The organism is Pseudomonas jinjuensis (assembly GCF_900103845.1).
GTDB classification, from domain to species: Bacteria; Pseudomonadota; Gammaproteobacteria; order Pseudomonadales; family Pseudomonadaceae; genus Pseudomonas; species Pseudomonas jinjuensis.
Genome location: NZ_FNIJ01000021.1, coordinates 38180 through 49357, shown reverse-complemented (window position 1 = coordinate 49357; position 11178 = coordinate 38180). Strand labels below are relative to the sequence as shown.

Here is an 11178-nt window from a genome sequence, read left to right as displayed (position 1 = left end):
GGCTTCAGGCTTCAGGCTTCAGGCTTCAGGCTTCAGGCTTCAGGCTTCAGGCGAACAGCGTACCGCCCAACCCCGCCAAGCCAAGCTCTTGCCTGCGGCCTACAGCCTGCAGCCGCCTTCCGTCACCAATATCAAAACTTTTTGATACAGAGGTTGCCCCTCCCGATAGCGGCGACTAGACTGCGCGCCTTATGAGCCTGCGCATGCCCTCGATCCGTCACGACGATTGCGACGAACTGGCCGCCCTGTGCAAGGCCGGCGGCGATCCGCTGCGGCTGAACGTATTGCGCGCGCTGGCCAACGATTCGTTCGGCGTGCTGGAACTGGCGCAGATCTTCGGCATCGGCCAGTCGGGCATGAGCCACCACCTGAAGGTACTGGCTCAGGCCGGCCTGGTGGCGAGCCGTCGCGAAGGCAACGCGATCTTCTATCGCCGCGCCCTGCCGCAGAGCGAGGCGCTCGGCGGTCAATTGCACGGTGCGCTGCTCGATGAAGTCGACGAGCTGGCGCTGCCTGAAGACGTCAGCGCACGGATTGCCGAAGTGCATGCCCAGCGTGCGGCAGCCAGTCGCGACTATTTCGCCCGCAGCCCGGAAAAGCTGCGCGCCCAGCAGGACCTGATCGCAGGACTGCCACAGTATCGCGAGAGCGTATTGGCGCTGCTCGACGCACTGAGCTTCGCCCCCGGCGCCACGGCGCTGGAGGTCGGCCCCGGCGACGGTGGATTCCTCCCCGAGCTGGCGCGGCGTTTCAGCCAGGTCACGGCGCTGGACAACAGCGCGGCGATGCTGGAACTGGCCAGGGCGCGCTGCGTCGAGGAAGGCCTCGGCAATGTACGCCTGGCCCTGGCCGACGCGCTGCAGGACACGGCCGAGACAGCCGACTGCGTGGTGCTGAACATGGTTCTGCACCATTTCGCCGCGCCGGCGGATGCATTGAAACAGCTGGCCCGCCTGGTTCATCCCGGTGGCAGCCTGCTGGTAACCGATCTCTGCAGTCATGACCAGGGCTGGGCCCGGGATGCCTGCGGCGATCTCTGGCTCGGCTTCGACCAGGAAGACCTGGCACGCTGGGCCGACGCCGCCGGGCTGGAACCCGGCGAAAGTGTTTACGTTGGATTAAAAAATGGCTTTCAGATCCAGGTGCGGCATTTCGCCAGGCCGGGTCCGCAAAGCGTCCTCACCCACCGGTAATCAATAGGAACCGCTAGATGAGCGAATACTCCCTCTTCACCTCTGAATCCGTATCCGAAGGCCATCCGGACAAGATCGCGGACCAGATTTCCGATGCGGTGCTGGACGCCATCATCGCCAAGGACCAGTACGCCCGCGTTGCCTGCGAAACCCTGGTGAAAACCGGTGTCGCGATCATCGCCGGTGAAGTCACCACTTCCGCCTGGGTCGACCTGGAAGAGCTGGTGCGCAAGGTCATCATCGATATCGGCTACAACAGCTCCGACGTCGGCTTCGACGGCGCCACCTGCGGCGTGCTGAACATCATCGGCAAGCAGTCCGTGGACATCAACCAGGGTGTCGACCGCGCCAAGCCGGAAGACCAGGGCGCCGGCGACCAGGGCCTGATGTTCGGCTACGCCAGCAACGAAACCGACGTGCTGATGCCGGCGCCGATCTGCTTCTCCCACCGTCTGGTCGAGCGCCAGGCCGAAGCCCGCAAGTCCGGCCTGCTGCCGTGGCTGCGTCCGGACGCCAAGTCCCAGGTCACCTGCCGCTACGAAAATGGCAAGGTCGTCGGCATCGACGCGATCGTGCTGTCCACCCAGCACAACCCGGAGGTCAAGTACGCGGACCTGCGTGAAGGCGTGATGGAGCTGATCATCAAGCACGTCCTGCCGGCCGAGCTGCTGCACAAGGACACCCAGTTCCACATCAACCCGACCGGCAACTTCGTGATCGGCGGCCCGGTGGGCGACTGCGGTCTGACCGGCCGCAAGATCATCGTCGACTCCTACGGCGGCATGGCCCGTCACGGCGGCGGCGCGTTCTCCGGCAAGGACCCGTCCAAGGTCGACCGTTCCGCTGCCTACGCCGGCCGCTACGTGGCCAAGAACATCGTTGCCGCCGGCCTGGCCGAGCGCTGCGAGATCCAGGTGTCCTACGCCATCGGCGTGGCCCAGCCGACTTCCATCTCGGTCAACACCTTCGGCACCGGCAAGATCAGCGATGACAAGATCATCCAGCTGGTCCGCGAGCACTTCGACCTGCGTCCGTACGCGATCACCAAGATGCTCGACCTGCTGCACCCGATGTACCAGCCGACCGCGGCTTACGGCCACTTCGGCCGCAACCCGTTCGAGATGACCTACGACGGCGACACCTTCACCGCCTTCACCTGGGAGAAGACCGACAAGGCCGCCGCCCTGCGCGACGCCGCCGGCCTGTAAGCCCCCGGCTCGAACAGCAGAAACCCCGCCTCGGCGGGGTTTTCTGTTTTTTGCGGAGAATTCCGCCCTGGCTTGCAGCCGATTCTCAGCTCTACCCTTCCTACGCTGAGCGCTTCCTTCCGCCGCACGGATGCCGGTCATGAAGCGCTTCTTCTTCACCTTCGCCCTCCTCGCCTGCCCGCCGTTCGCCTCCGCCTGCCCCGACTGGACCGATAACCAGGCCCGCACCGAACTGACCGCGCTGGGCCAGCAACTGGCGGACTGGGACGACGCCTACCATCGCCAGGGCGTCTCGCCGGTCGCCGACGAACTCTACGACCAGGCCCGCGCCCGCTTCGACCAATGGCGCAACTGCTTCCCGCAGCAGGCGCCCGCCCTGCCCGACCCGCTCGACGGCAGTGCCGGAACGCTGCGCCATCCGATTCCCCATACCGGCCTCGACAAGCTGCCCAACCCAGCCGCCGTGCAGGAATGGCTGCGCGGCCGCGACGATCTCTGGGTGCAGCCGAAGGTGGATGGCGTGGCGGTCAGCCTGCTCTATCGGGACGGCAAGCTGATCCAGGCCATCAGCCGGGGCGATGGCCTGCGCGGGCAGGACTGGACGGCCAATGCGCAGAAGCTGCCGCACATTCCGCACAGGCTAACGGGCGAGCATGGCCGGCTGGTGCTGCAGGGCGAGCTGTACTGGCGCCTGCCGGATCACATCCAGGCGCAGAAAGGCGGCCTCGGCGCGCGCGGCAAGGTGGCCGGGGCGATGGCGCGGGAAGACATCGGCAGCGATGCGGGCAATGTCGGCCTGTTCGTCTGGGAACTGCCGCTCGGCCCGCTGGACATGCCCGGCCGCCTGCAACGCCTGAAGGCGCTGGGCCTCGCCGACAGCGCGGCACTCACCGAGCCGGTGCGGGGTTTCGCCGATGTGCAGCGCTGGCGCGAACACTGGTACCGCAGCGCACTGCCATTCGCCAGTGATGGCATCGTCATCCGCCAGGGAAATCGTCCCGGCGGGGAAAGCTGGCAGGCGCAGGCGCCGTTCTGGGCCAGGGCCTGGAAATATCCCTTTGCCCAGGCCCTCGCCGAAGTGCGCGCGGTGCAGTTCAACGTCGGCCGCAGCGGGCGCATCACGCCGGTGCTGCAACTGCTGCCGGTGGAGCTGGACGGCCGGCGCATCCAGCGTGTCAGCGTCGGCTCGCTGCAACGCTGGCAGGCGCTGGATATCCGCCCCGGCGACCAGGTTTCCATCGCCCTGGCCGGCCTGACCATTCCGCGGCTGGACGGCGTGGTCTGGCGCTCGCCGCTGCGTCCTGGGCTGCAAGTGCCGCAGGACGGGCAATACAGCGAACTGACCTGCTGGCACCCAACACCCGGCTGCGAGGAGCAGTTCCTGGCACGGCTGGAGTGGCTGGGCGGAAAAAACGGCCTCGCCCTGACCGGCCTCGGACCCGGTACCTGGCGCCGCCTTCTCGACGCCGGGGCGTTGCCGGGAATGCTCGACTGGCTGTCGCTGTCTCGCGAGGATCTGCTGGCAATTCCAGGCATGGGCGAACGCAGCGCGGCAAAGCTTCGCGAACAGTTCGAGGCCGCGCCGAAACGCCCCTTCCGCAACTGGCTGAAAGCACTTGGCGTGCCCTCGCCGGATTCCCTGCCCGCTGCTGAGGACTGGCCGGCCCTGGCAGCACGCAGCGCCGGGCAATGGCGACGGCAGCCAGGCATCGGGCCGGTTCGCGCCATGCAACTGGAGCGCTTCTTCCATGAACCTGAGGTCGTGCGCTTGCGCGAGCAATTGCACAACCTCGGTGTCGACGGATTCTGAACGGCGTCAGCGCATCTGGAAGGCTTCCTGATGGAAGCGGTCACGGGGCATGCCCGAACGGCGCAGGTCGCGCCGCAGCAGTTCGGCGAGCCCCTGCGGTCCACAGAACCAGACGCTCGGCCAGCGCCCCCGCGGGCCTGGATTCAGCCCCAGATGCTCCGTCTGCAGGCGGCCTTCCGTTTCGCTGCAGTGCACTCGCAGGTCGATTCGCGGCAGCTTCGCGCACAGCTCGCGCAGGCGTCCTGCATGGATGGCGTCCGCCGGCCTGCGTACGCAATAGAACAGGGTCGTCTCCGGGCAATCATCAGGCCTCTCCTGCAGCGACTCCAGCCAGGCGAGGAAAGGCGTTATGCCGATGCCCCCGGCGATCCACACCTGCGGTCCGCCCCTGTCGCGGCGGAAGTCGAATCGACCGTAGGGGCCTTCCACCGTAACCGGATCGCCGACCCGGAGGCTGTCCTGCAGGCGCCGGGTGTAGTCGCCCAGCGCCTTGATGCTGAAGCGAACCTCAGCGTTGCCACGGTCGGCGCTGGAAAGCGTGAAGGGATGCTGACCCTCCAGGCGGTCGCAGGTCAGGAAGGCGAACTGGCCTGCGCGATGTTTCCAGTCGCCCTGCAACTTGCAGGTCACTTCCAGCATGCGCTCGCCCGGGTGCTCCACCGCCACCACCACGCCCTCATGGGTGCGCCGCCGACCGATCTGCCCAGCCAGGGACCACAACGCGCACAGACTTCCCAGCACTGCGCAGAACGCCACCAGCCAGCCGACAGGCTGCGACCAGTAGCCAGCCGGAGCCAGTACCACCGAGTGGAAAGCCAGCACCAGGTAGACCACCGCCAGCGCCTTGTGAACGTAGCGCCACAGGTGGTACGGGAAGCGTTGCCAGAGGGTGATGACCAGCATCGCCGCAAGCAGCCAGGCGGACCATTCACCCAGTTCCTTCGCCGAGTCGCGGAAGACATCGAGGAAGGTCTCCACCCGCGGGCCCTTGGCCGGCTTGGCGACAACCTTCGCAAGAAGCGGTCCGGCCAGTTCCATCAGGTAGTGCAGCAGGCCCAGGGTGATGGCCAGGATGCCCGCCCACTTGTGCGCCAGGTACATGCGGTCCAGCCCGTCGAGCGGACGCTCCAGCCAGGCCGGTCGCACCGCCAGCAGCATGATCAGGGACATCAGGGCGAATGCCGCCACGCCAGTGAACAGGATGGCCTGCTTGCGCAGCATCCAGATATCCAGGGTCGACGGCGGGTCAAGGAACAGCGCCAGGCCGAAGGTGGCCGCGACTGTCAGAAGTACGATCCAGATGATTTTCATGATTCCCCCTCACGGCGAGCCAACCCGGCTCGCCCATGGGGAAACTGACCGATTCTTCTGAATTATCCATTAATTCAGTGTGGGAATTTAAAGGCCATCGGCCATGCCATGACGCAGCTCAATCACTGGGCATTCCAGCGCTTTCTGCGCAGAATGGAGAACTTCCGACGATGCCGCGACGACCATGCACCTGCGAATCCTTTCCGACCTGCACCATGAACACTTCGGCGGCCTGCGTCCGCTGCCCGAGGTGGAGGCCGACGTGGTGGTGCTCGCCGGCGATATCCACGAGCACCTGCAGGGGCTGCACTGGGCGCGGGAAGCCTTCCCCGACACGCCGATCATCTACGTCTCCGGCAACCACGAGTTCTACCACTCGGACCTGCCGGAGCTGACCCAGTCCATGCGCAACCTGGCGCGGGCGCTGGATATCCACTTCCTGGAAAACGATGCGGTGGTCATCGACGGCGTGCGCTTCCTCGGCGCGACCCTGTGGACCGACTTCCAGCTCTACGGCAGCGAGGCGGCGCAACTGGCCCACGCCAAGGCGCTGCGGCTGATGCCGGACTTCGACTGCGTGGACTATTTCACCCAACCCTACACGCCGGAGCTGAGCAGCAGCCTGTTCCAGGCCTCCCGCGACTGGCTGGCGGCGCAACTGGACGAGCCCTTCGCCGGGCCCACCGTGGTGGTCACCCATCACGCGCCCAGCGCCCGCTCGATCCCGCAGCAGTACGTCGGCGATGCGCTCTCCCCGGCCTTCGCTTCCGACCTCGAAGCGCTGGCGGCGCGTTGCAACCTGTGGATTCACGGGCACGTGCACGAGCGCATGGACTACCGCATCGGCAAGGCGCGGATCGTCGCCAATCCGGGCGGCTATCCGCGGGAGGAATGCAACTTCGATCCGTGCTGGCTGGTCGAGGTCTGAGCCTCAGGGGCGCAGGCGGCTGAAGAAGCGCCAGATTTCTCCCGGCCCGTCCAGCGCCGGGTCCATCTGCCCGAGCATGCGCGGCGGCCGGTAGCCCGGTTGCGGCAGCAGGTGCCCGCCGCCGTGCACGCTGACCAGTTCCACCGGCGGCGCGCCGTCTTCCCGCCACACCTGGCGCTCGGACCAGACCTTGCCCCAGGGCGTCAGCCGCTCGACGCTGGCCTCGCCCTCGATGCCGTTGACCCGCGCCAGGATCGCCGCCGACTGTTCCGCCGACAGCACGCTGCCGCGATCGCCGAAACCGAACAGGGTGACCCTGCCGCCGCGATAGGGATTGATCGGATCGCGGGTGCCGTTCATCAGCAGCGCGGCCATCGGCTGGACCTGCGGGGCGCAGAGGTCATTGCCCGCGGTCGGCAGGCTGGCGGCGACGGTAGCGATGGCGGCGATCCGCTGCGGCGCCTCGGCGGCCAGGCGGAAGGCCATCTGCCCGCCATTGGAGTAGCCGGTGACGAAGATCCGCTGCGGGTCGATGCGGCGCTCGCGGCCGATCTGCTCGATCAGCCGGGAAAGGAAGCGCACGTCGTCGATCTGCTGGCGCCGCGCGCTGTAGTCGGCGGCCTTGCGGCAGTCGTTCCAGTGGCCGCCGAAACCGTCCGGATAGAGCACCAGGAAGCCCTCGCGGTCGGCCAGCGCATCGAAGCCGTAGCCGCTGTCGCGGCGCATCTTCGCGCCGTTGCTGCGCGAGCTGTGCAGCACCACCAGCAGTGCCGGGTTCTCCGGCAACTGCCGCGGGATGTACAGCAGGTAGTAGCGGCGCAGCCCGGCCACGCGCAGGGTGGCGTCCTCGCTGCTGCCGGTCAGCGCCGGCCGGCGCAGCGTTTCGCTCGGCACATACCACCAGGTTCCGACCAGCAGCGCCAGCACCAGCACGCCGATGAGGGTCTGCAGCAAGCGTATGACGATGCGCATCGTGCCCACCTCCTTGCCAACCGGATCAGGTCAGGATTCGCGCAGCCGGTCCATGGCAAACTCTAGCCTTTCAGTGCGACGACGAAGGATTTACAGATGCTCCTGCGCCCCACTCTGTTTATGACCGGCATGCTGCTGGCAGTTCCGCTTTTCGCCGCCCCGGCGCCGACCGGTTGCGCGGCCAGGCAGGCGGCCATCGAAGGCAAGCTGGAAGCCGCCCGCGCCCAGGGCAACGCGAACAAGGTCGCCGGTCTGCAGACCGCTCTCGAGGAAAGCCGGGCGCACTGCACCGATGCCGGCCTGGTTCAGGAACGCACGCAGCGCGTGCTGGATGCGGAAAAGGAAGTCGCCGAGCGCGAGAAGGACCTGCGCAAGGCGATGAACACCGGGGATGCGGAAAAGCTGGAAAAGCGCCGCAGCAAGCTGGCCGAGGCGCGCACGGAACTGGATCAGGCCAAGAGGGAGCTGAGCGGCGAAACCGCGCCCTGACTCAGAGGGCGCGGAATTTCTTGTGGCACGCCTCGCAGGCGTCTTCCACGGCGGCGAAGTCCTTGCGCACGCCTTCCGGCGTGGGCTTGGCCTGGCGGGTGTTGGCCGTCAGCGCCGCCACGGCCTGCTCGAAGGTCTTGGCGTCGGCCTGGAATTCCAGCTGGCGCTGCCAGATTTCCTCTTTCGCCCGGGTATCGTCGAGATCGGTCTCGGCCGGCTTGGCCTGGGGGAAGTACTGCCAGGGCTTGTCGGCCAGTTCGCCGAGCTTCGCCGAACCGGCGCGGAACTTCTCCGCATCGAACGGCAGGCGCCCGCGCAGCATGCCGCCCATGTTCTCGCTGGTACGCAGCATGTCCTTGAAGATGGCCTGGCGCTTGGCCAGCGGCGAATTCGGATCGAGACGGTTGCAGCCGGCCAGGGCCGTAACGGCCAACGACAGGACCAGCAGGGTCTTCAGCTTCATTGGGAGCTCTTGCAGGCGGGAATCACGGAGCGGCGGATTATCCGCCGCTGTCGTTGATTGATCCATAGCCATTGGCCCGGACTGCGGCCATCCGCCGCAACCAGCGAGCGATCGCTCAGGCCGAGATGACGAACAACGCCACCACGATGGCCATGCCGACGAACCACGCCAGCGAGCGCAGGATCGCCAGGTCGGCGAGGTAGAAGATGAAGTACAGCAGGCGGCTGGTGACCCAGGCGATGGCCAGGCGATCCACCGTGGCCGGGTCGGCGTTGTCCACCACGTAGGCGACGATCACCGCCACGGCGAAGGCCGGGGTCGCCTCGAAGCTGTTCAGCTGGAAATGGTGGGCGCGCTTGCGGAATCCCTCCAGGCCGGCGAGGAAGGTTCGCGCGTCGTGGTTCTGCCTGGGGCCGAAGCCCGGGCCGCCGAACTTGGCGGTCATGGTGCCGAGGTAGGGCAGGAACAGTGCGATCAGTACACACCAGAAGGCGATGGTCATGATGGGGTCCCGTCAGGAAAGGAAACGCCAGCCTGCAATATCGATGACCGTTCGTCCACAGGCCGTCAAAGCTTCATCACCAGCATTCCGGCCAGCACCAGCGCGCAGGCCAGCAGCCGCGGCAGGCCGAACGGTTCCTTGAGGAAGTGCATGCCGAACAGCACGGCGAGCAGCACGCTGGTCTCGCGCAGCGCCGCCGCCTCGGCGATCGAGCCGATCTGCATGGCCCAGAGCACCAGCCCGTAGCTGGCGACCACGCACAGGCCGACGGTGACGCCGACCTTCCACTCGTTGACCCAGAAGCGCGCGAACGAGCGCGTGCGGGCGAACAGGGCGATCAGCGGGAACGGCGCGCCGGACAGCAGGGTCAGCCAGACCAGGTAGTCCAGCGGCTGCGGCCAGCGCTTCAGCGCGTTGCCGTCGGTCCAGGTGTAGCTGCCGATGCACAGCCCCATCAGCAGCACGATCGGATAGGCCACCCAGGGCAGGCGCGCCCCGCCGCCACCCTTGAGCAGGCAGAGCATGCCGACGGGGATCAGCAGGATGCCGAGGATCTGCCGGTCGCTCAGGGTTTCGCCGCCGAAGTACAGGGTCAGCGCCAGCACCACCAGCGGCGAGAGACCGCGCATCAGCGGATAGACCAGGCCCAGGTCGCCGACCTTGTAGGCCTCGATCAGCAGCACCCGGTAGACCAGCTGCAAGGCGGTCGCGGCCGCCAGCCACGGCCAGACTTCCGCCGGCGGAACCTGCATCCAGGGCAATACGGCGAGGGCGACGAGGACGCCGACGACGTCCATGCAGGCGACGACCAGCAGGCGGTCGCTGCTGAACTTGACGAGGGTGTTCCAGGCCGCGTGCAGGACGGCGGCGAGCAACACCAGGCTGGTGGCGAACACGGCGGGACCTTTTGGTATAGACCAAACGATTCTATCCCGCCGCGCCCCGGTCCCGGCAAGCCCCGGAACGGAACTCAGGCTTCGCTGAGCGCCTCGTCCTTGAACTGGTCCTTGATGTAGAGGATTTCCGTACGCCCGTGCGGCGCCGGCAGGCCGTCGGGACCGATGTTGACGAAGACCATCCTGTCGATGGTGAGGATGCTCTTGCGGGTGATCTTGTTGCGCACTTCGCAGGTCAGGGTGATCGAGGTGCGGCCGAACTCGGTGGCGGTGATGCCCATCTCGATGATGTCGCCGGTGCGCGCCGAGCTGACGAAGTTGATCTCGGAGATGAACTTGGTCACCACGCGCTGGTTGCCGAGCTGGACGATGGCGTAGATCGCCGCTTCCTCGTCGATCCACTTCAGCAGGCTGCCGCCGAACAGCGTGCCGTTCGGGTTGAGGTCTTCGGGCTTGACCCATTTGCGGGTATGGAAATTCATGCAGGCTCCTTATTCCAGGCCGGTCTCGGCGCGGTAAGTCCGCGCCTCTTCCACCAGCCAATCGCGGAAAGCCCCGACCGCCGCCGATTCCACGCGGCGCTCGGGGATCATCAAGTAATAGGCGTTCTCGCTCAGGTAGGCATGCTGCATGGCCACCACCAGCCGGCCCTCGGCCAGTTCGCGCTGGATCAGCAGCGGCGGGATCAGCGCCACGCCCATGCCGAGGATCGCCGCCTGGGCGAGCATGGAGAACAGTTCGTAGCGGGTGCCGCTCATGTCGTGGGCGACGTTCAGCCCGAGCGAGCCGAACCACTGGCGCCAGGCATAGGGCCGGGTGGTCTGCTGCATCAATGGCAGCGCGGCGATTTCCTCCGCGCCGAGATCGCTGCGGCCGCCGAGCATTTCCGGGCTGCACACCGGCACCGGCGCCTCGCGCATCAGGAAGTGCGCGGAGGTGCCCGACCAGACGCCGTCGCCGAAATACAGCGCGGCGTCGAATTCGGTGTCGGCGAAGAGGAACGGCCGGGTGCGGTTGGTCAGGTTGAGCGTGACTTCCGGATGCAGCTGCCTGAACGCCTTCAGCCGCGGCAGCAGCCACTGGGTGGCGAAGGTCGGCACCACCGCCAGCTCGATGGTGCCGCCGCCCTGCTGGCCCATCACCGCCAGGGTGTCGCGCTCCATCGCATCGAGCCGCGCGGCGATCCGCCGGCTATAGCTGAGGCCCGCCTCGGTGAGCTTCACCCCGCGCCGCGAGCGGCGGAACAGCTCGACGCCGAGGAATGCCTCGAGCCCGGCGATCTGCCGGCAGATCGCGCTCTGGGTCAGCGCCAGTTCGTCCGCCGCCTTGGTGAAGCTCTCGTGGCGCGCCGCGGACTCGAAGCTGACCAGGGCCGCCGTGGTGGGAATCTTGCGCCTCACGTCGAA

General features: G+C 67.0%; 12 protein-coding genes. 5 read left to right on the top strand and 7 right to left on the bottom strand.

Annotated elements, in window-relative coordinates; translation table 11 throughout:
• The first annotated feature begins 191 nt into the window (after positions 1-191).
• The 3 genes from BLR75_RS23685 (at position 192) to ligB (ending at position 4211) form a co-directional block, all read left to right on the top strand.
• Positions 192-1193 carry an ArsR/SmtB family transcription factor gene (locus BLR75_RS23685; RefSeq protein ID WP_084314507.1) on the top strand — a complete coding sequence of 334 codons (1002 nt, stop codon included), beginning with the start codon at positions 192-194 and terminating at the stop codon, positions 1191-1193.
• A 17-nt stretch (positions 1194-1210) separates the two neighbouring features.
• Positions 1211-2401, top strand: coding sequence for a methionine adenosyltransferase (metK, locus tag BLR75_RS23680; protein ID WP_084314506.1), 1191 nt, complete (start codon positions 1211-1213; stop codon positions 2399-2401).
• A gap of 130 nt (positions 2402-2531) precedes the next feature.
• Positions 2532-4211: an NAD-dependent DNA ligase LigB gene (gene ligB, locus BLR75_RS23675; protein WP_371858148.1), complete on the top strand. Its 1680-nt coding sequence runs from the start codon at positions 2532-2534 to the stop codon at positions 4209-4211.
• A gap of 6 nt (positions 4212-4217) precedes the next feature.
• Here the strand turns inward: ligB and BLR75_RS23670 are convergent, their stop codons facing one another.
• A complete protein-coding gene (locus BLR75_RS23670) occupies positions 4218-5522 on the bottom strand; it encodes a ferredoxin reductase family protein (protein WP_084314504.1) in 1305 nt (434 codons plus the stop codon).
• Positions 5523-5706: 184 nt separating this feature from the next.
• On the opposite strand from BLR75_RS23670, the gene BLR75_RS23665 reads away from it, so the two are divergent.
• Positions 5707-6450: a metallophosphoesterase gene (locus tag BLR75_RS23665; RefSeq protein WP_084314503.1), complete on the top strand. Its 744-nt coding sequence runs from the start codon at positions 5707-5709 to the stop codon at positions 6448-6450.
• A 3-nt stretch (positions 6451-6453) separates the two neighbouring features.
• Here BLR75_RS23665 and BLR75_RS23660 read toward each other — a convergent pair whose 3' ends face one another.
• Positions 6454-7422 (bottom strand): CE1 family esterase, encoded by a 969-nt coding sequence (locus BLR75_RS23660; protein WP_084314502.1) that lies wholly within the window; start codon positions 7420-7422, stop codon positions 6454-6456.
• 96 nt (positions 7423-7518) lie between these two features.
• Between BLR75_RS23660 and BLR75_RS23655 the strand changes: the two genes are divergently transcribed.
• Positions 7519-7911 (top strand): DUF1090 domain-containing protein, encoded by a 393-nt coding sequence (locus tag BLR75_RS23655; protein ID WP_084314501.1) that lies wholly within the window; start codon positions 7519-7521, stop codon positions 7909-7911.
• Position 7912: 1 nt separating this feature from the next.
• On the opposite strand, the gene BLR75_RS23650 is transcribed toward BLR75_RS23655, so the two are convergent.
• The 5 genes from BLR75_RS23650 to BLR75_RS23630 all read right to left on the bottom strand — a co-directional run bounded on the left by BLR75_RS23650 (position 7913) and on the right by BLR75_RS23630 (position 11172).
• A complete protein-coding gene (locus BLR75_RS23650; RefSeq protein WP_084314500.1) occupies positions 7913-8374 on the bottom strand; it encodes a c-type cytochrome in 462 nt (153 codons plus the stop codon).
• 115 nt (positions 8375-8489) lie between these two features.
• The gene (locus BLR75_RS23645) at positions 8490-8876 is read right to left on the bottom strand and encodes an MAPEG family protein (protein ID WP_084314499.1); all 387 of its coding nucleotides are present in this window, start codon (positions 8874-8876) and stop codon (positions 8490-8492) included.
• A 65-nt stretch (positions 8877-8941) separates the two neighbouring features.
• The gene (locus BLR75_RS23640; RefSeq protein WP_084314498.1) at positions 8942-9772 is read right to left on the bottom strand and encodes a DMT family transporter; all 831 of its coding nucleotides are present in this window, start codon (positions 9770-9772) and stop codon (positions 8942-8944) included.
• A 74-nt stretch (positions 9773-9846) separates the two neighbouring features.
• The gene (locus BLR75_RS23635) at positions 9847-10254 is read right to left on the bottom strand and encodes an acyl-CoA thioesterase (protein ID WP_084314497.1); all 408 of its coding nucleotides are present in this window, start codon (positions 10252-10254) and stop codon (positions 9847-9849) included.
• Positions 10255-10263: 9 nt separating this feature from the next.
• Entirely contained in the window at positions 10264-11172 is a 909-nt protein-coding gene (locus BLR75_RS23630; protein WP_084314496.1) for a LysR family transcriptional regulator, read from the bottom strand.
• Positions 11173-11178: the final 6 nt, after the last annotated feature.

Coding starts and splice junctions, on each gene's coding strand:
- BLR75_RS23685 (WP_084314507.1), top strand. CDS start 192: ATGAGCCTGCGCATGCCCTCGATCCGTCACGACGATTGCGACGAACTG.
- metK (WP_084314506.1), top strand. CDS start 1,211: ATGAGCGAATACTCCCTCTTCACCTCTGAATCCGTATCCGAAGGCCAT.
- ligB (WP_371858148.1), top strand. CDS start 2,532: ATGCCGGTCATGAAGCGCTTCTTCTTCACCTTCGCCCTCCTCGCCTGC.
- BLR75_RS23670 (WP_084314504.1), bottom strand. CDS start 5,522: ATGAAAATCATCTGGATCGTACTTCTGACAGTCGCGGCCACCTTCGGC.
- BLR75_RS23665 (WP_084314503.1), top strand. CDS start 5,707: ATGCACCTGCGAATCCTTTCCGACCTGCACCATGAACACTTCGGCGGC.
- BLR75_RS23660 (WP_084314502.1), bottom strand. CDS start 7,422: ATGCGCATCGTCATACGCTTGCTGCAGACCCTCATCGGCGTGCTGGTG.
- BLR75_RS23655 (WP_084314501.1), top strand. CDS start 7,519: ATGCTCCTGCGCCCCACTCTGTTTATGACCGGCATGCTGCTGGCAGTT.
- BLR75_RS23650 (WP_084314500.1), bottom strand. CDS start 8,374: ATGAAGCTGAAGACCCTGCTGGTCCTGTCGTTGGCCGTTACGGCCCTG.
- BLR75_RS23645 (WP_084314499.1), bottom strand. CDS start 8,876: ATGACCATCGCCTTCTGGTGTGTACTGATCGCACTGTTCCTGCCCTAC.
- BLR75_RS23635 (WP_084314497.1), bottom strand. CDS start 10,254: ATGAATTTCCATACCCGCAAATGGGTCAAGCCCGAAGACCTCAACCCG.